The sequence below is a fragment of the Roseivirga sp. E12 genome (assembly GCF_017592825.1).
In the GTDB taxonomy this organism is placed as follows: domain Bacteria; phylum Bacteroidota; class Bacteroidia; order Cytophagales; family Cyclobacteriaceae; genus Roseivirga.
In genome coordinates this window covers 192283-218053 of record NZ_JAGFMD010000006.1, presented here as the reverse complement: position 1 = coordinate 218053, position 25771 = coordinate 192283, and the positions used below count along the sequence as shown (strand labels likewise).

Here is a 25771-nt window from a genome sequence, read left to right as displayed (position 1 = left end):
ACAATTTTTGTATAAATATTAAATAATTCAATTATGGCATTCGAACTACCTCAACTTCCATACGCACACGATGCTTTGGAACCACATATTGACACAAGAACTATGGAGATCCACCATGGGAAACACCATGCTGGGTATACTAATAATTTGAATAACGCAATTGCCGGAACAGAGATGGAAGGCAAGAGTATTGAAGACCTTTTGGCTAATCATACCGACAACGGAGCTGTCAGAAATAATGGTGGGGGGTTTTACAACCACAGCCTTTTCTGGTCTGTAATGTCTCCGAATGGTGGTGGAGAACCTACTGGCGATTTGTCCAATGCCATCAATGAGGCATTTGGATCATTTGATGCTTTTAAAGATGCTTTTGCAAAAGCGGCTGCAACGCGTTTCGGTTCTGGCTGGGCTTGGCTTTGCGTACATGCAGGTGGCAAAGTGGAAGTTTGCTCAACTGCAAACCAAGACAATTCGCTAATGCCAAACATTGGCTGTGGAGGAACACCGATTTTAGGTCTTGACGTTTGGGAACATGCTTATTACCTGAACTATCAGAACAGAAGACCTGACTATATCAATGCTTTCTTTAATGTCATTAACTGGGATGAAGTGAGCAGAAGGTACTCAGAAGGAAAATAAACCGTATTTCTAAGTCAAATGAAAAGCCACCCCGACATATCGGGGTGGCTTTTTTGCCTTAATTATATTTACATTTTTTTGCATTTTAATTGCGGTCTTTATTCTGGCTGTTTATCTTATTGGTTCAACCTTAATAACACAGATGAAAAAATTTACCATTAGTTTTCTGACCCTATTCTTTATAGTCTCTCTTCAAGCGCAGGTTAAGGAGTTTAAGTTTGGAGATGTTTCAATTGAAGATCTTGAAATGACTGCTTACCCTCTAGATTCAGGTGCAGAGGCTGTCTACCTCCTTGATCAAGGAGAAGCAGTTTTTACAGAATACAACATGGGTATGAAATCTACTATTCATGTGAGACTCAAGATTTTAAAAGAAAGCGGTTTAAGTAGAGCAGATATTACCTTGAGGTACGCAAAAGGAAATGCCCCTTCAAAGATTTCGGCCGCTACACATAACATTGAGAATGGAAAGAAAGTGACCAAAAAGGTTGGGCGAAAAGAATGGGTAGACGAAAAGGTTAGTGATAACACAAGGTCGAAAACCTTGTCCTTTCCTGATGTCAAAGTTGGTTCTATTATTGAGTATACATACGAACAAACCACAGGCAATCTTGGAAATCTTCCGGGATGGAGCTTTCAGTCATCAATTCCTGTTCGGTATTCAGAATATTGGTTGCAAATCCCGCATTATGGTGTTTATCAACCAAGTATCCAGGGATACCACCCTGCTACCAAGCAAGATATTACCAAGAAGTACTACCACATCATAATGGAAGATGTTCCTTCATTAAAGAAGGAACCATACATATCTACATTAGAGAACTATAGGTCCAGAATTGGATTTGAAATAAAGGCTGTCAGAGCTCCAAACTATTCGGAGACTTTCATGGAAAACTGGGAGGCGATTAACAAAGAATTATGGGAGTCTGAGACGCTCGGTGAAGTAATCAACGATACCAAACAACTCAAAAAGATTTATCCCACTGATAAGAATTGGACTAACAATACGGAGAGCCTTATTGACATATATAATTACGTTAGAGACCATTTTGAATGGAATGAGAGATATGCTTATGCTGTTGTTGATCGATCCAAAAAGCTTTGGGAAGAAGGAGAAGGTGATAACGCGGACATTAATGTGACTCTGGCTCAGTTCTTAAAACAAGCGGGCATTCAGGTATATCCTGTTGTGCTCAGTACACGAAGACATGGGTATTTGAAGAAGTTTGTTCCACTGGTCAAACAGTTCAACTATATGGTCGTTTGTGCGATAATTGACGATAAGAAGGTCCTATTGGATGCTACGGAGAAATTTAGGCCATATAATGTTTTGCCAGCCCGGGCCATGAACGGAGAAGGACTTATGGTCACAGAAGCTGGGCCGGTTTGGATTGATTTGCGTGAGAATGGTGAAATGGATTCCAAGACTGTTTCTGGAGAGTTTGGCTTTAATGAAGACCTCGATGGTTTGGAAGGGAAGATGCAGATTGATTTCAATGGAATGGCCGCTAGTAGTTTGAGGTCAAGCATATTTGAAGAAAGAGAAAAGGTCGAGAATGATGTAGAGGAGGAGGAAGAGACAACGGATGATGAAGAGGAAGAAGGCTTGGATGACTATAAAACTGGTGAGGTAGAGAATTTGGAGGTCATTAATGTGGATGAGATTGACAAAACATTAAAAGTACAATATGACTTCAAAACTGAGGGTGATATCAATGCGATGGGGGATAAGATTTTTCTTTCACCCGTTTTGATGAAGTATGTGGATGAAAATCCCTTTAAACTAGAAAATAGGCTATTCCCTGTGGAAATCCCGGCACCGATAGCCGATACGTATATTTTTAAAATTAAGATTCCAGAAGGGTATGAGGTTGAAGAGCTACCGAAATCTCAAAACATGGTGCTCCCAAATGCCGGAGGTAAATACATGTTTATAGCCGGTCAACAGGATGATACCATTCAGATAATGATTAGGCTTAGTTTATCAAAAACACAGTATACTCCAGAATCTTACCCTGCATTAAAGGAACTCTTCAATCAAGTCGTTGCAAAACAGCAAGAGCAAATTGTATTAAAAGAGAAGACTAACGAATGAGATATTTAATAATCATGATTTCGGGCTTCATGGGATTGACTATGATGGCCCAGAATTATCCGGTATCAGATATTCCAACAGAGGTTAGAAAAGGAGCTAATGCAGTCGTTAGATCCAGTCATCAAACTTTTGAAATGATTGACTACTCACAGGGCACTTATAATATCAAGAAAGTTGTGACAATTCTTAACTCTGATGCTTTTGGAGAGGCGGTTTTTAATCCGAGCTATACTAAGCTTATGAAGATTAGTGGCATTAAGCTGAGTTATTTTGATGCTGATGGAGAATTGCTGAAGCGAGTCAAAAAAAGTGATATTGAAGATTATAATGTTAACTCTTCGGGTACTCTTTTTGATGATGTCCGCCTTAAGTATTACGAACCTGAAGAATACGATTACCCATTTACAATAGCGTATGAGTACGAGTATGATTATCGCACAATGGTGGGGATGCCAGCTTTTAGGCCAATCTATTCTGATAAGCTGGGTATACAAGATGCCCAATACACCGCTATTGTGCCAAAAGGCTATAATTTAAGATATAGGGGCGTCAATGGAGCAGAAGACCCAGAATTGACCCATGGAGAAAAGGATTCGTATCAGTGGAAAATGTCAAGTATGGCTCCTGTGGATACGGAGTATCGTGGCTTGCCCTCTAGGGATTTAGCGCCATATGTACTGATTCAACCTTCGGACTTTGCTATGGAAGGATACTCAGGAAATATGTCAGACTGGAGCAGCTTTGGCGAATGGGTGGGTAAACTTAAGGAAGGCCGTGACGAAATTAGTGATGAAGTCAAGGCTGAAATAGATGCCTTAATTGAAGGTGTAGAAGATCCCAGAGAAAAGAGTAGGTTGATCTATAAATACATGCAGTCCTCAACAAGGTATGTTAGTGTCCAGCTCGGTATTGGAGGATTTCAGCCTTTTGAAGCGATGGATGTAATCAAAAATGGATATGGAGACTGTAAGGCCCTGACTAATTACATGTACAGCTTGCTCAAATACGCAGGTGTTGATTCAAACTATGTAGTGATTAATGCTGGTGATGGCGAAGAGGACATTATAACTGATTTTCCTAGTTCTCAGTTTAATCACGTGATTTTGGCTGTGCCAATGGAAAAAGATACGGTTTGGTTAGAGTGTACTAGTCAGACCACTCCCTTCAACTTTTTAGGTTCATTTACTGACGATCGGCATGCTTTGTTAATTGATGATGATGGGAAAGGGTCTCTTGTGAAAACGCCCAAATATGAGCTAAATCAAAATACCCAAGAAAGGAGAATAGATGTAGAAATAGACAAGGAAGGAAATGTAGTGGCTGATGTAGAGACAATCTACAAGGGTTTGCAGTATGATTGGATTTATCGTCTAGTTGATAGAGGAACTGATGAGCAGCGTAAGTATTTTTTGAATGCAATTGACCTTCCAGCATTTGATCTTGGGGAGTTTTCTCTTAAAGAGGATCGAACTACCGAAGACCCTTTTGTCACTGAACGGATCACTATAAAGGCGAGAAAATATGCATCCAAGAGTGGTAAAAGAATATTCGTGACGCCTAATTTCTTAAACAGAATGAATGCTAAGCCTCCGAAGGAAGATGAAAGGAAATCTCCCGTAGTCTTGAAAACCTCATACTTCGATACCGATCATGTGAATATCAAAATGCCAGAAGGCTATCGTCTGGAGTTTGATTTGGAGGATGTTGAGTTGAAATCAGACTTTGGAGAATATAAGGTTACCTATAATTTTAACCCGGATTCAAATACGTTAGAGTATGTCAGAACTATAAAGATGAGGGAAGGAAAGTACTCAGCAGAGGATTATAATAACTATCGTGATTTTATTCGAAAGGTGGTGAAGGCGGACAAAGCCAAGATTGTATTGGTTGGGGCTACTTGATTCTATTCGTTTAACCCGTATAAAATAGGCCTGCTCATGTTATATAAGCGGGCCTATTTTTTGCTAACTATGAACTAAGAAGCCTTCTTCATCATTTCTGCAATTTCTTGGGGAGTCCGACTCTTTGAAAGGCTTTCTCCATGCTGACTAATATCCAGGCCAACTTCCTCAGAAACTTCGTTGACCCTCATCGGAATGATCAAGTTGGTAACCTTGAAAAGAAGGTAAGATGCCCCGAAAGTGAATCCGCCTACAAGGAAGATTGCCGCCATATGTCTTAGAAATGTAGTTGGATCTCCGTAAATGAGACCCACATCTTTTGCGAATACTCCCGTTAAAATCATTCCTGTAATACCACCTACACCATGACAAGGGAAAACATCTAGCGTATCATCGATGCCTGTTTTGTTCTTATAGTAAACCACTATGTTGGAAACTATGGCACTGGCCACACCGATGAAAACGCTTTGTCCAATCGTGACAAATCCAGCAGCTGGGGTGATGGCTACCAGGCCAACAACCGCTCCGATGGAGGCGCCTAGACCAGAGATTTTTCTACCCATCAAAGCATCATAGAATACCCAAGCCAACATAGCCGCTGCTGAGGCCACTGTTGTGGTAGCAAAAGCCATTGCAGCATCTCCATTGGCTCCGAGTGCTGAGCCAGCATTAAAGCCGAACCAACCAAACCAGAGCAGACCTGTCCCTAGTAAAACAAATGGGACATTCGCTGGTTTATGTACAGCCCCATGATTCTTTCTTTTACCTAGGATGATGGCTGCAGCAATTGCCGCAAAACCTGCTGACATGTGAACAACGGTTCCTCCTGCAAAGTCAAGTACGCCCCACTTTCTTAAGAACCCCTCTGGATGCCAGGTCATATGCGCCAATGGGCTGTAGACAACTATGCTGAAAAGAATGATGAAAAGAATAAAGCTTGAGAACCTGACCCGTTCAGCAAAACTACCAGTAATCAGTGCTGGAGTTATAATGGCAAACTTCATCTGAAACAATGCGAACAGAATGAAAGGAATGGTAGGAGCCAGGTCTGCTTGGGTAGCGGCACCGACTCCTTTAAAAAAGGAGAATGTCCTTGGGTCGCCAATAAAACCTCCAATAGAATCTCCAAAGGCCAAACTGAAGCCTCCAACTACCCATACAAGTGTAATTACACCCATGCAGATAAAACTTTGGAGCATTGTAGATATGACGTTTTTACGGCTTACCATTCCACCATAGAAGAATGAAAGGCCAGGCGTCATTAATAATACCAAGGCTGTTGCGGCTAACATCCAAGCTGTGTCTGCTCCGCTGATGTTAGGGTCGGCTAAAAACTCCTCGCCAGTTGGCATATCGAGGAGGCTAACAAGGGCTACAATAATTAATAGTGCAAACCCTGGGATCCATTGTTTTCTCATTTTATGTAATTCGATGTGAATCAGGTTAAAAATTGACCTGAAAAAATGATTGGTTACATAAAATAGAGAAATATTGGATTAAAAATTATTCCATTTAATTCGAATTCAGTGAAATCGATTGAAATGAGTCTAATCGCTTATGACTTACTCTTCAAAAGTTCCTTGAGTTCATTTAATTCATCCCGCATCTTAGCAGCTTCGATAAAGTCGAGTTCTCTGGCAGCCTTTTCCATAGATTTTTGAGTCTTCTGAATCATTTTTTCTAGTGCTTTCTTGTCCATATAAGCGACTACCGGATCTGCTGCAATAGAATGTTCTTCGCTTTCGACATAGTATGACTTGTGACCTTTCTTGGAGTCAGCGATACTCGTTTGTCCCATGATGGCCTCTTTCGACTTTTTGACGGTAGTCGGGGTAATGCCATGTTCTTCGTTATAGGCAATCTGAATGCTTCTACGTCTATTAGTCTCATCGATTGCATCGCGCATTGAATCAGTGGTCACATCAGCATACATAATCACACGACCGTTCTCGTTTCTTGCAGCTCTACCTATCGTTTGGATCAATGATCTCTGGTTTCTTAGGAAGCCTTCTTTGTCAGCATCTAAGATTGCCACGAGGGAAACTTCAGGAAGATCGAGTCCTTCTCTAAGCAGATTTACACCAACTAGGACATCGAAAATACCCAGCCTAAGTTCTCGGAGTATCTCCACCCGGTCCAGCGAGCTGACTTCCGAATGGATATACCTTACTCTAACGCCTGCACGTTCCAGATACTTTGTCAGTTCTTCGGCCATACGTTTCGTTAAAGTAGTGACCAGTACCCGTTCTTCTTTCTTTACTCTTATGTCAATTTCCTCGAGTAAATCGTCAATCTGATTAAGTGATGGTCTAACATCAATAATTGGGTCTAAGAGACCGGTAGGTCGAATAATTTGCTCCACCACCTCTCCCTCGGTTTTTGTCAGTTCATAGTCTGCAGGGGTAGCACTTACATAGATTACTTGATTCGTTAAACCCTCGAACTCATCGAATTTCAAAGGTCTATTGTCTAGCGCTGAAGGTAATCTAAAACCATATTCGACAAGGTTTTCTTTTCTTGACCTGTCGCCACCCCACATTGCACGGACCTGCGGAAGCGTAACATGGCTTTCGTCAATGATAAGTAAATAGTCTTCTGGGAAGTAGTCTAAGAGACAGAAGGGGCGCTGACCTTTTTGTCTCCTATCAAAGTATCTAGAGTAGTTCTCCACGCCCGAACAATAGCCCAGTTCACGCATCATCTCTAGGTCGAATTCAGTCCTTTCTTTCAGACGTTTGGCTTCTAGAAATCTTCGGTCTTGTTCGTACTGATCAACTCTTTCCACAAGGTCATCTTGGATTTCAGCGATGGCTTGTTGGAGTACATCCTTTCCTGTCACGAAAAGGTTTGCTGGGAATATGGTAATGATTTTTTCTTCTGATATTTTCTTGCCTGAGGATGGATCGATCATTTGGATCGACTCGATTTCATCTCCCCAGAAGTAGATGCGATAAGCGAAATCACCATAGGCAATATAGATGTCCACCGTATCACCCTTAACTCTGAAATTACCTCGCTTAAACTCAACCTCCGATCGGCTATAAAGTATATCAACCAATGCAAAAAGCAATTGATTTCTTGGTACCGTGTCCCCAACCTGAAGGCGGACCACATTTTTCCCAAATTCATCTGGGTTTCCTATACCGTAGATACAAGAAACTGAAGCAATCACGATGACATCACGTCTACCAGTCAGGAGGGAAGAAGTAGCACTTAGCCTTAGCTTTTCAATCTCTTCATTGATTGATAAGTCTTTCTCAATATAGAGGTTGCTATTTGGGATAAAGGCTTCAGGTTGATAGTAATCGTAGTAGGAGATAAAATACTCTATGGCATTTTCTGGAAAGAATTGCTTGAACTCACCATACAATTGGGCAGCCAGTGTCTTATTATGACTTAAGATCAGAGCTGGTCGCTGGGTCTGTTGAATCACATTGGCAATGCTAAAAGTCTTTCCCGAACCTGTAGCCCCTAGGAGGACTTGTGCCTCTTCACCAGCTTCCACTCCTTTCACCAATCCTTCTATGGCTTTAGGTTGATCGCCCGTGGGCTCAAATTCCGAAGTGAGTTTGAATTCCATGATTTAAAGCTAATAGGAAGAAGTTAGTACGGAAAGATTAGCGGATGGTTTTCCGACTTATTTATTCCAAATCTCCCAAGATTTTTCCGCCTGGCCATGGAGCATTTCCAGACCATTCTTTACCCAGCATTTAGCGTCAATCCCTTTTTGCATAAATGTGGTTTTCGTAGGATTGTACACTAGATCATAAAGGAGGTGATCGGTAGTTAGCTGCTCATAAGGCAGGGCAGGTAAAGAGTCTTCATTCGGAGACATGCCCAGCGGAGTAGTGTTGACAATCAGTAAAGAGCTGAGGAGGTGATTCGGTGAAGAGGCAATGCTTTCATAAGAGAGCTCACCTTCTACTGGTTCTCGAGAAACCAATTGGTACTCAATCGACAGATCTTCCAATGCAGCTTTTACAGCTTTTGAAGCACCACCAGTTCCAAGAATCAGGGCTTTTTTGGGAGTTGGGTTGGGGCCGATGAATTTCGTTAACGAATCTTTGAAGCCATGATAGTCTGTATTGTAACCTGTTAATTTTCCACCTTCTATTTTTATTGTGTTTACCGCCCCGATAGCTTCTGCCTTAGGGTCAATAGTATCCAAATAAGGAATGACTTGTTCCTTGTAAGGGATGGTAACATTTAGGCCAACCAAATCAGGATTATCGGAAAGTAACTTGGGTAATTCGCTAATTGATGTAAGTGGAAAGAGCTCGTACTGGGTATCGTTTATCTCTTCCTTTTCAAACTTATTTGTGAAATACTTTTTTGAAAAGGAGTGACTTAAAGGGTAACCGATGAGTCCAAACTTTCTCATGTTAGTCCTTTTTTAACCAAACAGACAGTCGATCAATAAATAGTACAATCAAAAAGCCGGCAGCTGCGTAACCAATGGCCTCGATAAAATGCGGCTCAATTCCTGTCTTTGCTAGATACTCATTGGGTAGTACATTGACCTCATATAAAGGTTTGACCTCACCATGGCGATCGACATAAGTTTCAATGGTCTCTTTCCATGGCCAAACTTTATTCAAGGCACCAATCATAAAACCGCTCAGCACCCCAACAGTGATGTTGTGATACTTTTTGAATAGCCAACTGATGACTCTGGCAAAGCTTAAAATACCAACAAGGCAACCAGCTGCAAACACTAGGATGTCAACTATCCTTCGTTCGTTTAGCGCAGCCATCATGTATTCGTATTTGCCGAAAAGCAAAACGATAAATGAACCAGAAATACCTGGCAATATCATGGCACAAATAGCCACCGCACCTGCGATGAATAAGAACCAAGGCTCGTCTGGAGTTTCAGAAGGAACCGCTGAAGTGATAAAGTATGCTATCAGTCCACCTAAAATAATAGCGATGAAAACCCCAACATTCCACTTTTTGATTTCTCTAAGGACCATTAAAGCTGAAATCACAATAAGGCCAAAAAAGAATGACCATAGTTGGATAGGGTAGGCATCAAGTAGGTAGGTGATTACTTTGGACAGCGACAGAAAGCTCGTGACAATACCCGCAAAAAGGACAATCAGAAAATTCCCATTAACGTGCTCCCACAGGGCCTTAATTTCAAACTTCTTAAGATAATTAAGAGCTTGCAAGTCCACACTTTTGATAGAATTCAACAGTGTTTCGTAAATACCGGTAATAAAGGCGATGGTTCCTCCCGATACCCCTGGAACCACATCTGCGCTACCCATGGCTACACCTTTAAGGAATAATAGCAGAGGCTTGATAATATGATTCATCCTAATCTTTCAGATTAAGGAAATGACTAAAAGTATCTCCCCTTAAGCCCAAACGGATGGTCTCCAATGGAATCACATCTGAAGGTGCGATGTTCCCTAGGTTAACGTTGGCACCCATAAGCTTTATGAAAAAGACCTGTTGAGACTTTTGAGGTGCCTCCCAGATGATTTTCTCAAACGGTATTTGAGTCAATATTTCCTGTACAAGACCAGAACGAACTTCTCCAGTAGAACGGAAAAGACCAACGTTGCCACTTTCTCTCGCTTCACCAATTACTTTCCATGCTCCGGCATCTAATTCTTTTTGCATCAATTCAATCCATTTGTAAGGAGGGATAATCTTCTCCTCATCTTTTGAACCTACCTCAGACAAAACGGTCACCTGTTCTTTAAGCTGAGTGATGTATTGACACTTTTCATCATGATCCATTTCCAAAGATCCATCAGATACTTCGGCAAATGGGACATCATATTTATCTAAAAGCTTTCGATAGTCATCGAACTGGTTTCTTGCGATGAAAGCTTCAAATAGAGTTCCGCCAAAATAGAATGGAATTCCGGCTTCCCGATAAACATTCAGTTTTTCATCAAGATTAGGAGTAACATAAGAGGTTGCCCAACCCAACTTCACAATATCAACATATTCACTCGAAACGCTTAAAAAGTCTTCGGCTTGTCTAACGCTGAGGCCTTTGTCCATGGCCATGGTGAATCCCTTGTCTCTAGGCTTCTGTGTCCTTTCGGGCACATCTTTCAAAAAATAGTGCATCTAATTTTTTTCTCTGTACTGATCAATGATCTTGTAAAGTGCCTTCTGGGTTTCCAGTTTAGGAAAGAACTCAAAGAGCACCTCGTGATTTTCAAAGTCCAAAATTAACGCATTTTCCAGATATGTAAATGCTTCTTTGTATAGACCTGCGCTGATTTGATAAACCACCATTCTATAAAGAAGGTCAGAATCGTCTGGAGACTCTTCTAGGGCTCTTTCCATCAACTCAATGGACTTCTGATGTTCACCTTGATCATGATAAATAAATGACCAATCTAACCAGATATCCGAATTATTGGGCTCTAGCATGGCAGCTTCTTGATAGGCCTCGGCCGCAGAAACGATATTGTCAATGTGAAACTCTGCATCAGCAACGGCCATCCAGTAGTTGGCATTTTCCGGATCGAGTTTCAAGGCTTTGTTCAAGAAATGGATTGCCTCATAGTATTTGTCTTGTGCTGCAAGGCAGCAACCTATACCATACCAAGCATCTTCATAGAATTGATCGAGTTTGGAGGCTTTTCGATAGTACTTTATGGCATATTCGTAGGCCTCTTGTTTTTCGTATGATGCCGCAATACAACAATATACTTCCGAAGAAGGTCCCTCATTGGAAAGTGTGTTTTTATATGCTTCCAGAGCATCTTTGAATTGCTCAAGGTTCATATAGGAGTTACCTAAGTTGAACCAGGCCGATGCAAAGGTATCGTCAATTACGAGCGCATAGTCATAGGCTTTTACAGCCTCTTCGAACTTTTCAAGCTTATTATAAACGATACCCAGATTATACCATGCATATGATGAGTATGGGTCGCGATCAATAAATGCTTTATAGTAGGAAACACTGTCTTCAAGCTTTCCTGTGACATCAAGACAGTAGGCCAATTCATAGAGAGCACTCTCATGATTCAAGTTAGCTTCTATTGCTTGTTTATAATAGTCTATTGCTTCCAGGAATTTGCCGTTAGTTTGGTAGGTCAAACCAACATTATAAAATACTTCAGATTTATCTTCCGCCAGATCAAGGGTACTGAGCAGCACCTCGATGGCTTTGTCAAACTCTCCGATGATTGACAGAATATTTCCCTTAACCAACAGTAACTCTGCATCGTTGGGGTGAAGGTTTTCTGCATTTTCGATGACTTTCAGAGCCTCGTCAAACTGTTCTTTTCCTAAATAGCACTGAGCAGCCAGCATACTGATTTCCATGCTGAACGGGTATTGTTCCAATGCTAGTAAAGCGGCTTTTAGTCCTTTTCCATACTTCAGATGATCCAGATAGTACTGAATGATCGTCTCGTATTCCGTAACATCGAAAAAATTGAATGTATTGTTCTTGAGTTGTTCCTCGAATCTATTGACCAGCCCACGTTCCTCTTCTCTACTCGGATAATCTTCCTGCATTGATGTCAATTGGTTTATTTAAAGTACTCAAAACCTATTTCTAAAACCACTCTGAGACGCGAAATTACCAAAGATCCTAGACTCTGATAGTGTAGTGCCTTGAAAAAGAAATAGTTAACTCTCTTTAGAGAGAATGCATTTGTTTTAATTCGTTGACAGACCATGCTATGCTTTCATCCAACGGTCTAAATTCAAAATTGAGGTTTTCTTTCACCTTGTCATTTTGAAAATGGAAGTTCGACCTAGAAAGAATAGCTGTGTCTTTGGTAATCATTGCCTCATTGCCAGTAATCCTAGATCGGATATACTCAAAAGCAACTGCGATTTTCAGCATCCAAGGTTTGACTACCTTCTGAGGTCCCTCTTTATCGAATGCGTTGGCAATTTTTCCAAAGAACTCTTTGTAAGAAAGTGTTCCGGCATTGAGAATGAATCGCTCACCGGTGATATCTGATTCCAGAAGCTGAACTATTGCTTTGGAAACGTCTCTGACATCTACATAATTGACAGTCCCTTCCGGGTGAAATGACTTCTCGTCATAGGCATATTTGAAAACAGACGTACTGCCACCTTGTCCCCAAAGTCCGGGACCTAATATTACCGAAGGGTTCACAATTTTGACCTCAAGTCCTTCTTGGGCTCCGCGCCAAACTTCGAGTTCCTGGAGGTATTTTGAACGGGCGTAAATGGAATCAAACTCTGTACCTTCCCAACGATCGGTTTCTCTTAATTCTATTTGCCCGGCCTTTCTGCCAATGGCAGCCACCGAGCTTACATGTAAGAATTTCTTAACGCCAAGTTTTAGGCATGAATTAACGAGATCTGCTGTCCCCAAAACATTGGTCTTATACATTTTCTGTTCCCAACGTTTGTCAAAGGAAATGATGGCTGCAGCATGAATTACGGCATCGATGTTCTTGAGTGATTCCTCTAAGAAATCTGTATCGTTCATGTCTCCAATAACCCATTCGATTCGTTTTTCAATGTCTTCCAGCAAAGTCATCTTGCTAGAGTTCCGCTTTACTGCACGAACCTGATGTCCGTTTTCTAAAAGCTGCCGACAAACAAAGCTGCCAACCAAACCTGTGGCACCGGTAATAAATACTTTCATTTATAGTGAATTATTGAGCAAGTCTAGGTCCAACAGTTTTTTCCAGTATTTGGTTTGAGTCGCTTCTTTGAGCAAATTAATGTGTCCCATATTGTGACAGTCAGTACCTACCAAACGGGGTATTTTCATATCTATTAGCCTTTCTGCGAACTTCTTTACTGGTTTTGAGTAACAGCCCGTTAAAGAGACTGCATTCAATTGAAATATTATATCCCGGTCAATCAGCTCTTCCAGTAACAACTTATCTTCTAGGAGGTAGATGTATCTTTCTGGGTGTGCAAAGATCATTTTATAACCTTTCATTGTTAATTGAAATGAAGCCTCTTTTAGCTGTGGCGGAGGACTGATGAAAGATGTTTCGACTAGGACATGGTTCTGACCAAAAGTCATTAGCTGTTCATCCTTTTCAAGTCTTTCCATGAATGTTTCGTCAAGAAAATACTCTGTGGCGGCCTCAAGTTTTATGTTAAGCCCTTCTGAAGTAATACCCTTTCTTACTTTGTCTAGACCAGCATTAATTATCTCAGGTGTATTATCATAAGAGCCAGACATGGTGTGAGGGGTGGTAATAACTTTCTCATAGCCCAGAGCTTCCATTTCCCTTAATATGTCAAGACTTTCTTCAAGAGATTGAACGCCATCATCGATGCCTGGAATCAGGTGAGAATGGACATCAGTCTTTAAATGACCTATATCGGGTGCCGAAGTTTTTGTGTTTTTTAGAAATGAGAAAATGCTCAAAATGCTGGTGCCTCCTTGTATACTGCAAAGGTAGGTAAAACTTGGTCTTTGTCAGATACTATAGGGTTCGAAACCTGCCAATCAATTGCCAGTTCGGGGTCATTATACATTATCCCTCCTTCTGACTCTTTATCGTAATAGTTGGAGCATTTATAATTGAAAATACTGTCTTCTAAGGCTAAAAATCCGTGAGCAAAGCCAGCTGGAATTAAAAACAGATTATGTCTGCTTGCCTCAAGCAACACTGTGTGATGTTTACCAAAAGTAACAGAGTCTTTTCTAATGTCTAATGCTACGTCTAGTACCCTGCCTTTTGAAACCCTTACAAGCTTTGCTTGAGCATATTGTCCTGTCTGATAGTGTAAGCCGCGCAAAGTCCCTTTTACTGAAAAGGACTCGTTGTCTTGAACAAAGTCTTCCTTAATCCCTAATTCCCTAAAGGTATTTCTACGATAAGATTCAAAAAAGTAACCTCTTTCATCCCCAAAAACATTGGGTTCGAGTTCATAGAGCCCCTCAAAACCTGTTTCAATTATTTTCATTCCACTTTCTTAAAGATCCAAAGATTGTGACTTTTTTTAGGAATGTCACAGCCTTTAGGTCAACCTACCGATAATTACGTTGAATTTCCATTTACCTACGATTAATTGTAGCTTTACGCCCTATTTTATGGGGGGATACGAGACTAGATCATATACAAAGGAGACTGCTGTTTTAGTGGCCTTAATCACACAGGAACAATCCGAGCAGAAGGTTGTCGAGTACCTCGATGAATTGGCTTTCTTATCAGAGACTTTAGGGGTTGAGGTTGCGAAGTCTTTTACACAAAGGCTTGAGAAGCCCGACACTAGGAGTTTTGTTGGAAAAGGTAAACTCGAGGAGATAAAGACTTATATCACTGCTGAAGAAATCACGACTATCATTTTTGATGATGACCTTACACCATCTCAGCTGAGAAATCTGGAGAAAGAACTCAAGGTTAAAATCTACGACCGTAGTTTACTTATTCTTGATATATTCCTGCAACGCGCTCAGACGGCTCAAGCAAAGACCCAAGTTGAGTTAGCCAGATCAACATATTTATTACCTAGACTAACCCGTATGTGGACCCACCTTGAAAGACAAAGAGGGGGTACAAGTACACGTGGTGGTGCTGGTGAAAAAGAAATTGAAACAGATAGAAGGGCGATTCGAAACACCATTACAGTTTTGAAGAAGCGACTTGAAAAGATTGAAAAGCAAAACGCTGTACAAAGAAAGTCTCGGCATAACGTAGTTAGGGTTGCACTTGTTGGTTATACCAATGTAGGTAAGTCAACGATTATGCGATTGTTGACAAAGGCAGACGTTCTGGCCGAAGACAAGTTATTTGCAACAGTTGACTCTACAGTAAGAAAGGTCGTTTTTGAAAACATTCCATTCCTACTTTCGGATACTGTGGGTTTTATTAGAAAGCTTCCAACACACTTAATTGAATCATTTAAATCTACTTTAGCTGAAGTTGTAGAGGCGGATGTGCTGCTCCATGTGGTGGATGTTTCTCATCCCTACTTTGAGGATCAAATGAAGACGGTGGATGAGACATTGGCCGATATTGGGGTGAAGGACAAGCCTACCATTCTGGTCTTCAATAAGATTGATCAATTCAATCATATTGATCCTGAATTGGCTGAGGAGATGGAGGAACCACCTCTGACACTCGAAGAATTAAAGAACACCTATATAGCTAAAGGTGCGAATACCTCCGTTTTTATATCTGCAGTTGAGAAAAAGAATATTGAAGAATTCAGGTCGGTTTTAATGGAAAAAGTCAAGAAAAGGCACTTTACCATCTTCCCGAACTACCTGAAGGATTCTTATTATTAATTACATTTGTAGCCCCTCACGGCATTTTCTGGCCTCGTAGTTCAATGGATAGAATAGAAGTTTCCTAAACTTTAGATCTAGGTTCGATTCCTAGCGAGGTCACTTATTTGATTCTAAAGAGATCCAACTCTAGTGAAGGGTTTTCCATATAAGTCTTTATACTCAATGTGCAAATCCCAACCTTCAATGTTTGAATCAAGGTTCTTGTGCTTATCTAAATCTAAATTTAAAGCAAGCATATGAGCTCCTGGCTCTACAGCTGCTGTGAATCCTGCCGAGAAGTTCCAATTGGATGGTTTTTGACGAATCTTTGTAATTCTATAACAAAAAGCGTCATGGTCTAATGATTCTCCATACTTTTTGTACTGAATGTTGCTAATTAAAGCTGGCCCAAGACCTTTGTTCTCGATTTTAACCTTGTATCTGCCTTTTTCCTTGTACCTGGACAAATTGATTATTGGGCGAACAGAATTTCTGTTATGTGTTCGTTGGATCCATAAAGATATCATTGACAGCACCAATGCTAACACTGCAATTAATCCTTGCCAATATTCTTGAATGAAATATGTTTGCTCCGGATCAATTTTCATTTTGGATAAGTACTTTAAGCAATATAATGCTCTAGTTTTATTAGCGCTATTTCAATACCTACTTCTGGGTATTTTTAATTTTACTCAAGACTAAATTGTATGAACAAAGAGTGTTGATTCAAGTAAACTTATTGCAAACTTGATGAATTGAGGGTAATACTATTATCCGTTATCTAAATTGTTTATAGCAATGTTATAAGCAACTGAAAATTAGTTTGTTAAAAACCTCTAGCGAGGTCACTTATTATCATCAACTAGTTATTCCTTACTCACGCCTTTATCAAAGAACCCTGGTTGTTTAATAAGAGTCTTCGCTTTTTGGTTCGGCTATCGTTCGTTCTATGTGTTCTCACTAACGTTTGCCAAGATTGTGCTTTCATAATATTAGCCTATAAAGAATTGCCAATTGAAGAGTCGGAAGAAAAGGAAAAGCCACCTTATGGCAGCCTTTCAATGGGAGTCTATTCCCTTTCCGTTCTCTCCTCACGGACCAATGCACTAAGTAAATTGAACAAACCGGTAATGACAGCCGCAATAACAATTGCTTCAGGCATTCCCAGTTCTAAGTATATAAACATGTCTCTTTATTGAGATTTACCTTGCTAGACTAGCAGGGCACCGGATCTCATCGGATGATACACCGTCTCATGGGACTACCATTTTGGTAGATTATAATAAAGATACTAAAAGGGCTTAAAATAGAGAAGTTTTCTGAATCAAAGAGGCAGGTTGTTGAATTAGCGTTCGACCATCGCTCTATACGTTCTCACGGGCATTCAATAAGGCAGTGCTAAATACAAAAAGGAGATGTAACCCTAGTTCCTTCAGCCCAAGTTCTGTGGGTTCCTTTTGAGTAAGCTGATTGTTCCAAATTACTAATGTGTTACTCACATTGTTTTATGCTAATTAAGCAAGTCACTGATTGTCAGGAATCAAAAAATTCCTAGCGAGGCTACTTTCTTCAATTACGGCATTTCAATATCTATCGGAAGATTGATTATCAGCTTTTTTAATCATTAGAATCAGATTTTTTTGTACTTTTGGTGAGAATATTTCAATTCGATTCTCAACTTGATCATTAATTGTTTAATGACCTGAATTTTTCAGGTTCCCATTTATGCTGCTTAAAGGGCAATATTAATAGGGAGAAATACGCTTAACGTGTATCAATATAAGCTCGGGCTGGATAGGGGCTATTCATAAAAGTTAATTCTATAGCGATTTCCAGTCTCTTGTATTGGCATATGTCAATACCTAAACATTTGAGACTAATTGCTCAGGATTAAAACCATACTATTCAGTGTGCTTTTGCTAGTTCCATTTATGGGAGTAGCACAGGAACCTACTACCCAGGCATCTGGTTTGTCAACAGCAGATGTTGGGTCAGGAACCCTTACACTTTCCTGGACCCGGGGCAATGGGGGGAACATCATTATCTTGGCAAAATCTGGTTCTGCCGTAGATGCGAACCCATCAGATAATACTACCTACACGGCCGACCGATTTAGTCTAGGAACTCAGATAGGTACAGGTAATTATGTGGTATATATTGGAACCGGAACCTCCACTACTATTCGTGGATTGAGTGCCAGTACCACATACCACTTTGCTGCCTATGAATTCAACACCGGTGGCTCTCCCAACGATCCTGACTATCTGCTAACCTCAGTTCCGACTACAAGTACGGCAACCACAGCGGCTCAGACCTATTACAGTTTCCAAAATGGCAATGCAGAAAGCCCTGGTACCTGGACGACTAATTCATCAGGAGTGACTTTAGTCAACTCGGCAGTTCCTAGCCCAGTTGATGATGTAGTAATTTTGGCCAATAGAACAGTGACAATTTCAGAGAATGACTTTGATGTCAATTCAATGGATGTCAATGCCAATGGTACCCTAGATCTTGGTGCAACCAATGGACATACGTTTACGACAATTTCGGGTACTGGATTAATGCGTAGCACTGCGGAGTTTCCAGGCAGTACTACTAATGACTTTGTTACAACCTCTGGAGGTACTTTTGAATACTACAATGCAGGAACTGCCACCCTGACTACTAGCGATCAAACAACCTATAACAATCTAATTTTTGATAACTCCGATTTGACCTTAGGCCTTGACCTGACAGTTAATGGGACATTTACACTCGAAAATGATAGTGACATTACTATAGGTGATGACGCCACCGTACGAAATATCACATGGTCAGGAAATGTTACTGTGGATGCAACCTCAAGCATTATAATAAGGACCGGTGTTGCATTAACGGAGCATAATATTGAGGTGGGTGCTGACTTTACGAACAGTGGATCAGTACGGTTCACCGCACAGGTAACACCTAGCTACACGGTTGATCCCTCTGTAGGTGTTGCTATAGTGACATTCACCGGTGCTGCTGATAACGTACTTGTCTGTAATGGTACAACAGACTTCTACAGGCTTATTGTCAATAAAGGAACAGATAAGACTTTCTTGCTTACGGTCAGCGCCAATGCTACAGGAAATTTTGAACTGTATGGAACCACCAATGATAATAATGAAAACACCGAGAATCCGAATAATGTGACCAAAGCCCTTTGGATAAGAACAGGGACGCTCAAACTAAATACTAACATTGAGATATTTTCTCTAACCGAAGGCACCAAACACTTTTATGTACCGAGCAATGGCGGTCTTTGGATAGATGGAGCTACAGTTGCGTTATCCGAAGATACTGGGAGCAATGGAGGTAATCAGGGAATTGCCATTTACGGACTTTTCCGATTGACTAGTGGTACTGTTACTGGGGGAGATGGTCCGGGAATTAACTATAGAGGTAATGCCGAAATATTGATTGAGGGAGGAACTATGACACTTGCACAGTTTAGGCGTGCTAACTCAGGATCTACGAATAATAAAGCCTCTTATACGCAAACCGGAGGCACGGTTACTTTTAATAATGATGGAAGAAACAACGGAAATGTAGCTAGGTTTGACATGGAATCGACCAACTTATCTGAAGCCCAGAGCTCATTTACCATGACCAATGGAACGTTGATTGTAAGTGATGCAAATTCGGCAACAGGTGGTATAAGCATCCAAACTAGAGCGCAGGATTTTTCCGTTACCGGTGGAACGATAATCGCGGAAGTTACTGATGCAAATAATTTTGGAATAACAGTTCCTGGGCCATTATATAATCTAACGGTAAGGGAAGACCTAGATGGAGCCACAGCAGATGTTCGTCCTATGAATGATGGCATCGATTTAACGAATCTAGAGGTTCAAAATGACTTGGTTTTGGACCAAAATGTTGTTCTCAATATGGATAATGACAACCTAACTGTAGGGGGCAATTTTACCATCAATTCAGGAACGACATATACTCCAGGAACCAACACTACCACATTCAACGGATCGGGAACGCAGACTTTGACCATTGAAGGGACTGTGACTACGGGTTTCGATGATTTCACAGTCAACAAAAGCACAGGGACTTTCAGTCTATCAGCATCTTCTCCAGCGACTATTACGGTAATAGATCAACTGACTTTGACGAGCGGAACCTTTGATGACAATGGCAAGACCATAGCTGTGGCAGGCAATGTCGTAAATAGTGCGACACACAGCGGTTCGGGAAGTATTCAGTTAAATGGTGCGAATACCCAGACTGTCTCGGGAGACGGCTCCGGTATCTTTCAAAACCTGACATTGTTCAATACTAACGCTGCTGCTGCTCCGGTTTCTACTTCAGCTAACATGACGATCAATGGGACACTTACTTTTTCCAATGACAAACTTTTTAATATTGGAACGAATAACTTGGCACTAGGAACTTCAGGAGTGACAAGCGGGCAGACTTCTGCTCGATACATTCAAACCGCTGGTAATGCCTCGGATGGAGGAATCACAAAAACTTTCTCAGGTAACGCCACGGCTTACGTACTACCAGTTGGCACAAGTACAGATTACCTACCAGCTACCTATACTTTCACCGCCAGTGGCTTTGGAAGTATCACAGTCAAGCCTCTTTCCATAGACCACCCTATACTGGGAATGAGCAATACCGGTGTTGGTGCCTATTGGGTCGTATCAGAAAGTGGTTGGACATCCGCCACAGTTACACACACCTATGACTACCCGACCAATGGAAGTGACGCCAGTTATAGGGCGGGCCGATATCTTGGATCAAGTTGGACAGACTTAGGAGATTCAGGAACTCCGGGTCAGGTGATTGAAGGAAGCGATCAGTTCACTGTCACTAATGTCTCTTACTTTGAGGGGGAATTCACGGCTGCGGATGCATTTTCTGATCCACTTACCTATTATGCTAGAGCGAATGGCGACTGGGGAACAACAACTACTTGGTCTACAGTCGGACATGGAGGAGCTGCTGCCACAGGTGTGCCTGGAGCTCAGGATGTTGTTTTAATTGGAGATGGAGGATCCAACAACTACACCGTTACAGCGGAGGCCAACATCAAAGAAGCCGCTGCTTTGACCATAGCCTCAGGCTCCACTTTAAATCTGGCTGAAACGACCGGCCATATTTTTTCAACTACGGATGGAACTGGAACCTTGCGTATCGCGGGAGCTAGTTTTCCGAGTGGTGACTTTACAAGTTTTTTGGGAGCCTCTGGTGGTACGGTTGAATATTTCAATACTGGCACTGCTGATGAGGCATATACAATTCCAGATATTTCCCCTGCAACATTTTACAACTTGACGATTAACACAGGTGGACAGAACAGAATAACCACACCCGACCAGTCAATCACTGTCTTCAATGATATGACAATAGGCAGTGGTACAGATCTCAATAGAGTTCAAACTTCACAAAATGCTTCTGGCGGAGACATTACAATCAATGGAGATCTCACTGTTCAATCAGGAGGCTTTCTTAGAATAAGAGAAGGGGCCACGGCAATAACCAGGAACATTATCATTATGGGAGACCTCTCTGTGGAAGGTGATATTCGAATGAATAATACCGCTGTCTCTACTGGGCTGACAATGACTATTCATGGAAATGTGGTTAACAATGGTTCACTGGATTTGTCAAACACAGATGCATTTATTAGAACAGTATTCACTTCGGCTGCCAACACCAGTATTTCAGGTACAGGAGGGACTACCGAATTCGCAAGTATTGAAGTAGATAAGGGTACTTCGGCCACCTCAATTCTAGAGGTAACTTCGAGTAATTTTGCTATCGCAAGAGATCCCGGTTTGACATTGACTAACGGGACTTTCCGATTAACCACAGCAACCACAATTACAGCATCTTCCACCACTCTCACTATTCCTTCCACAGCGGCTTTGTCTGCCAATGGAGGAACAATCAATATTGCCACAGGAGCAAGCAATGCGAATGACCTGACTTTAAATGGAGAATTGGAGATCATTACAGGGACAGTTAACATTGGAACCTCTACAAATGCCAATAACAATGATATCGAATATGCCAGCATAGGGACGCCTACGATTGACGTCCAAGGAGGAACCCTCTTCGTTAATGGACAGATTAGAAGGAGTGCAGTGAATACCAATGGATCATTAACTTATACCCAGTCTGGAGGAACCGTTACCATAAATGGTAGATCCAATTTAGCGACAAGAGCTAAACTGGAAGTAGCCAATAGCGGTGTATTCAATATGTCGGGTAGCAGCACTTTGAATATTGTTAGAGGTGGAGGTACCACCTTTGATGACTTGCACTTGAGGCCAGGTTCCTCTACGGTGTCTGGGGGTGCCATCGTATTTGCTCCAGGTACCGCGGGTAACCAAGCTTATACAATGGATGCTAATGTCACTCTGAATAATCTTACTATCACCGGTAATGGAGGAAGCAATACCGCCACTCTGGACTTGGATATTTTTGGTATTACGTTGAATGGCGCGTTAACCCTATCAGAAGCCAATAGTGTATTTGACACCAATGGACTTGATGTCACAATAGGTGGAGATCTCACTAATTCAGGAACCTATACAACAGGATCGAATACCACCACTTTCAATGGTACCGGTGCTCAGGCTGCAACTTTCAATACGACCACCGCCTTCAACAATTTCGTTGTCAACAAGAGCTCAGGGACACTTACTCTTGGTGGCACAAACGATGCCACAATAGCCGGAGACTTAACATTGACAAGTGGCACCATGGAAGATGGGGGGCGTACTTTGACTATTACTGGGAATGTAACGAATAACGCAACACACACAAGTGGAACTGTCGGTACCGGGGGGATTTCCTTTACAGATGCAGACCACAACTTAACCGGTACTGGCCCCTTTGGAAATATTACGTTAAATGGTACTAGTAGAACCATTACAGTAGGTAGTGCTACTACAATCAATGGAGATCTTGATTTCAATGGATCGGTAGTTTATAGTATAGGTAGTAATGCGCTCACTTTCGGAGATGCTAATACCATTACGGGTTCAGGTTTTTCAGGAACCAAAATGATCCGCACGTCATCTAATAATAACATCACTAAGAACTATCCGGCCAGTGCTAGCAACTTCACATTTCCGGTAGGCATAAGCACCGATTATACACCGGTAACCGTCAATTTAACTGCAAATTCTGCCACCGGATCGGTGACTCTCGCTTTGTTTAATGAAGCCCATCCATTGACCACAGATGCTGGTGCGACTGAGCTGCTATATTACTATCGACTGAGTAGTACGGGCCTTTCTGGAGTGACCTCTACACTCATATTTAACTATGTCGAGACTGATGTACAAGGAGCTGAAGGCTCTTATTTTGCTGGTCGTGTGGTAGGTGGCGCATGGACACCTAATGGCGGAGATGAATTTGATGTTGGTATTACTAGACGAGTCAATGACACTAATAATACAATTACCTATACGGGAGTCAGCTTTGTGACGGGTGATTTTACTGCCGGAGAAACCGCAGAATTCGGAACACCTCAAACCTACTATAGCAGAAACGCCACAGCAGGCTCTGGAGGAGGCAATTGGGAAACCGCGGGTACATGGACTTTTAATAGTGATGGAACCGACAGTGCTCCATTACCCTCTACAGCGCCCGCGGGAAATAACGTGACTATAAGGTCAGGGCATGAAGTTACCATTACGGCTAACTCCAGAAGTACATTTGCGCTTGTCCTTGAGGGCACCTTAAATCTAGTTTCTACACTCAGTCATACCTTCGGAGATATTACCGGATCGGGAGAGCTCACGCTGGAAGCAACAGCAAGTAATAACTTTAGCTTTCCATCAGCTGACATCTCTGGGTTTACCGGAACAGTTAATTATACAGGTGATACTAATGATGGGACATTGATTAATACCCCTGACGGTTTTAGTGCATTGATTTTCACCGGAACGAGTGCCAAGAATCTCGCAAATGTGGATTTGGATATAACCGGTGACTGGGATTTATCGGCTGGCACAGTCAATCAAACAAATAATACTACCACCAATTTAAGGGGAGACTTCAACAATACAGGGGCAACCTTCAACGCCACTAACGGAACTTTCATTATAAGTGGAACAGGTGCACAAAATATTATCACTTCTTCAGGCTCAAGCACTTTTAACAACCTGACCATTTCCAATACGTCTGCCACAGTGGTTGTACAGAATAACATTACAGTCAATGGTACGCTAACACAGGATGCTTCTAATACTTTGGACATGAATGCAAGCGTCATAAGCGGAACGGGTAGTGCTGTGATTAATGGATCCTTGACCACGTCCAATGCCAATGGATTATCTGGTGGTGCGGCAACTGCTTTTGCCAATACACTAAGTAGTGTCACAATTGGTGCGGCATCTAGCATTACATATGACGCAGCAGGGGCGCAGACAGTAACGGCTAGAACGGACTATAATAATATGGGAGTCGGTGGTAGCGGAACTAAATCAATGGATGGCGCTCTTACGGTTGGAGGAATTTTGAATATATCCGCAGGTGACCTATCTATTGGCTCAAACTTACTCACCTTGAATGGAACGATTACCGGGGCCGGAACGATCACTGGTAGCAGTACCTCCGATATCTCAGTAGGTGGAACAGGCGCTTTAGGAACTATAGACTTTACTACTGGTGGAGAAACTCTAGGCGACTTCACGATCAATAGAACTGCCTCTGGAACAGTGGACTTTGAAGAGAACTTTACCATTAGAGATAACCTAACACTCACTGAAGGATTCATCAGAATAGCGGCAAGCACAACCGTAACACTCGGTTTTGATGGAAGTGCAATTAATATTGTCGGAGGCAGTGCTACAAGCTACATCGATACAGACCTAGATTTAAATGATAACGATACAGATGATGAAATTGGGGTTGATTTTTTCTTAACCGGTAATGACCCACTCACGATTCCCTTAGGTTATAACCCATATAGACCTGTTGTAGTAAGTTGCTCCTCAGGTTGTTCTGGGGCTAGATATACTTTGAGGGCAAGAAGTGGTCCTTATACGAATCCTACAACCTCTTCCGGCTTAATCACTGATGATGTGGTTAGAAGCCAATGGCGCATTAGGTTGAGGTCGGGTACTGCGCCTGTAACTGTGACTGTAAGAATTACTTGGGATGGCACCGATGAGGACGATACACTTGGAGATGATGTTGGGATCAGTATTTATGATACCAACCTACCATCAATGGATCGTTTCTGGGATGTTGGAAGTAACATTGCCACTAAAAGCGGTAGTGATCCTTACTTCAGAGAAAGAACAATCACCCTTACAGGGACTAGTCGTGTTTACATGGCGGTAACTAATAACATTTCTCCTTTGCCAGTCACCCTGGTTTCTTTTACCGGAGAGCTGAATAATTCAAGGAATGTAGAGCTAAATTGGCAGACTGCTGCAGAGACAGATAACAATCATTTTGTAGTCCAAAGATCAATTAATGGAGCAGATTTCACCGATTTAGACTTTGTTGCGGGTAATGGAGATTCTGACGTATTGATCAACTACTCGTTTGTGGATGATCAAGTACCGGACATGGCTGGCAACTTGTTTTACCGACTGAAACAGGTGGATTTTTCCGGAAGTTTCGAGTACAGCCCTATTATCTCCGTAGCTGTCGACCGTGCCCCAAAACTTCGAACCCCAAGTTGGAAATTCTTTCCCAACCCTACCAATGGTGACGATTTCGAATTAACACTAATTGACCCTTCTGTTGATCGATTTGGGAAGTACCTTTTCCAAATTATTGATGCAAGAGGGCGCAATACATATCAGGAGGTGTTGAGTATTGAAGATGGAGTCGACTGGGTAAGACAGCGGTTGAAATCTTCCGCTGATGGCATTTACATTCTGTTGATTACTACTGAAGAAAAGGTTGATCGGTTTAAGGTGATCAAGAAGTAGAGTCGCT

15 protein-coding genes and 1 tRNA gene are annotated in these 25771 nt (G+C 41.7%); 6 read left to right on the top strand and 10 right to left on the bottom strand.

Features of this window, described 5'->3' with window-relative positions; all coding sequences use genetic code 11:
* The first annotated feature begins 33 nt into the window (after positions 1-33).
* The 3 genes from J4E76_RS14665 to J4E76_RS14655 all read left to right on the top strand — a co-directional run bounded on the left by J4E76_RS14665 (position 34) and on the right by J4E76_RS14655 (position 4635).
* On the top strand, positions 34-639 hold the full coding sequence (locus J4E76_RS14665) for a superoxide dismutase (protein WP_208505417.1): 606 nt from the start codon (positions 34-36) through the stop codon (positions 637-639).
* A gap of 142 nt (positions 640-781) precedes the next feature.
* Positions 782-2734 (top strand): DUF3857 domain-containing protein, encoded by a 1953-nt coding sequence (locus J4E76_RS14660; RefSeq protein WP_208505415.1) that lies wholly within the window; start codon positions 782-784, stop codon positions 2732-2734.
* On the top strand, positions 2731-4635 hold the full coding sequence (locus tag J4E76_RS14655) for a DUF3857 domain-containing protein (protein ID WP_208505413.1): 1905 nt from the start codon (positions 2731-2733) through the stop codon (positions 4633-4635). Before J4E76_RS14660 ends, J4E76_RS14655 begins: the two co-directional genes overlap by 4 nt.
* A gap of 74 nt (positions 4636-4709) precedes the next feature.
* On the opposite strand, the gene J4E76_RS14650 is transcribed toward J4E76_RS14655, so the two are convergent.
* The 9 genes from J4E76_RS14650 to rfbC all read right to left on the bottom strand — a co-directional run bounded on the left by J4E76_RS14650 (position 4710) and on the right by rfbC (position 14520).
* Positions 4710-6053 carry an ammonium transporter gene (locus tag J4E76_RS14650; RefSeq protein ID WP_208505411.1) on the bottom strand — a complete coding sequence of 448 codons (1344 nt, stop codon included), beginning with the start codon at positions 6051-6053 and terminating at the stop codon, positions 4710-4712.
* Positions 6054-6190: 137 nt separating this feature from the next.
* A complete protein-coding gene (gene uvrB / locus J4E76_RS14645; protein WP_208505409.1) occupies positions 6191-8215 on the bottom strand; it encodes an excinuclease ABC subunit UvrB in 2025 nt (674 codons plus the stop codon).
* A gap of 57 nt (positions 8216-8272) precedes the next feature.
* Positions 8273-9016, bottom strand: a complete 744-nt coding sequence (locus J4E76_RS14640) for a shikimate dehydrogenase (protein WP_208505407.1) — start codon at positions 9014-9016, stop codon at positions 8273-8275.
* Position 9017: 1 nt separating this feature from the next.
* Complete coding sequence (locus J4E76_RS14635) at positions 9018-9953, bottom strand: DUF368 domain-containing protein (RefSeq protein ID WP_208505405.1); 936 nt, start codon at positions 9951-9953, stop codon at positions 9018-9020.
* A gap of 1 nt (position 9954) precedes the next feature.
* Positions 9955-10722 (bottom strand): phosphosulfolactate synthase, encoded by a 768-nt coding sequence (locus J4E76_RS14630; protein WP_208505403.1) that lies wholly within the window; start codon positions 10720-10722, stop codon positions 9955-9957.
* Positions 10723-12126, bottom strand: a complete 1404-nt coding sequence (locus tag J4E76_RS14625; protein WP_208505400.1) for a tetratricopeptide repeat protein — start codon at positions 12124-12126, stop codon at positions 10723-10725.
* A 124-nt stretch (positions 12127-12250) separates the two neighbouring features.
* Positions 12251-13237, bottom strand: a complete 987-nt coding sequence (locus J4E76_RS14620) for an SDR family NAD(P)-dependent oxidoreductase (RefSeq protein ID WP_208505398.1) — start codon at positions 13235-13237, stop codon at positions 12251-12253.
* Positions 13238-13978 (bottom strand): tyrosine-protein phosphatase, encoded by a 741-nt coding sequence (locus J4E76_RS14615; RefSeq protein ID WP_236017479.1) that lies wholly within the window; start codon positions 13976-13978, stop codon positions 13238-13240.
* Entirely contained in the window at positions 13975-14520 is a 546-nt protein-coding gene (gene rfbC, locus J4E76_RS14610; protein ID WP_208505396.1) for a dTDP-4-dehydrorhamnose 3,5-epimerase, read from the bottom strand. Before rfbC ends, J4E76_RS14615 begins: the two co-directional genes overlap by 4 nt.
* A 127-nt stretch (positions 14521-14647) precedes the next feature.
* Between rfbC and hflX the strand changes: the two genes are divergently transcribed.
* Both hflX and J4E76_RS14600 read left to right on the top strand, forming a co-directional pair.
* On the top strand, positions 14648-15844 hold the full coding sequence (gene hflX / locus J4E76_RS14605) for a GTPase HflX (protein ID WP_208505394.1): 1197 nt from the start codon (positions 14648-14650) through the stop codon (positions 15842-15844).
* Positions 15845-15874: 30 nt separating this feature from the next.
* Positions 15875-15946: transfer RNA gene (locus J4E76_RS14600), tRNA-Arg, on the top strand.
* A gap of 11 nt (positions 15947-15957) precedes the next feature.
* On the opposite strand, the gene J4E76_RS14595 is transcribed toward J4E76_RS14600, so the two are convergent.
* Positions 15958-16434: a hypothetical protein gene (locus J4E76_RS14595; protein WP_208505392.1), complete on the bottom strand. Its 477-nt coding sequence runs from the start codon at positions 16432-16434 to the stop codon at positions 15958-15960.
* A gap of 1272 nt (positions 16435-17706) precedes the next feature.
* Here J4E76_RS14595 and J4E76_RS14590 point away from each other — a divergent pair.
* Positions 17707-25764, top strand: a complete 8058-nt coding sequence (locus tag J4E76_RS14590; protein ID WP_208505390.1) for a T9SS type A sorting domain-containing protein — start codon at positions 17707-17709, stop codon at positions 25762-25764.
* Positions 25765-25771: the final 7 nt, after the last annotated feature.

Bases quoted from the DNA above. Each gene is read 5' to 3' on its own strand.
- J4E76_RS14665 (WP_208505417.1), top strand. From the start codon at position 34: ATGGCATTCGAACTACCTCAACTTCCATACGCACACGATGCTTTGGAA.
- J4E76_RS14660 (WP_208505415.1), top strand. From the start codon at position 782: ATGAAAAAATTTACCATTAGTTTTCTGACCCTATTCTTTATAGTCTCT.
- J4E76_RS14655 (WP_208505413.1), top strand. From the start codon at position 2,731: ATGAGATATTTAATAATCATGATTTCGGGCTTCATGGGATTGACTATG.
- J4E76_RS14650 (WP_208505411.1), bottom strand. From the start codon at position 6,053: ATGAGAAAACAATGGATCCCAGGGTTTGCACTATTAATTATTGTAGCC.
- uvrB (WP_208505409.1), bottom strand. From the start codon at position 8,215: ATGGAATTCAAACTCACTTCGGAATTTGAGCCCACGGGCGATCAACCT.
- J4E76_RS14640 (WP_208505407.1), bottom strand. From the start codon at position 9,016: ATGAGAAAGTTTGGACTCATCGGTTACCCTTTAAGTCACTCCTTTTCA.
- J4E76_RS14635 (WP_208505405.1), bottom strand. From the start codon at position 9,953: ATGAATCATATTATCAAGCCTCTGCTATTATTCCTTAAAGGTGTAGCC.
- J4E76_RS14630 (WP_208505403.1), bottom strand. From the start codon at position 10,722: ATGCACTATTTTTTGAAAGATGTGCCCGAAAGGACACAGAAGCCTAGA.
- J4E76_RS14625 (WP_208505400.1), bottom strand. From the start codon at position 12,126: ATGCAGGAAGATTATCCGAGTAGAGAAGAGGAACGTGGGCTGGTCAAT.
- J4E76_RS14620 (WP_208505398.1), bottom strand. From the start codon at position 13,237: ATGAAAGTATTTATTACCGGTGCCACAGGTTTGGTTGGCAGCTTTGTT.
- rfbC (WP_208505396.1), bottom strand. From the start codon at position 14,520: ATGAAAATAATTGAAACAGGTTTTGAGGGGCTCTATGAACTCGAACCC.
- hflX (WP_208505394.1), top strand. From the start codon at position 14,648: ATGGGGGGATACGAGACTAGATCATATACAAAGGAGACTGCTGTTTTA.
- J4E76_RS14595 (WP_208505392.1), bottom strand. From the start codon at position 16,434: ATGAAAATTGATCCGGAGCAAACATATTTCATTCAAGAATATTGGCAA.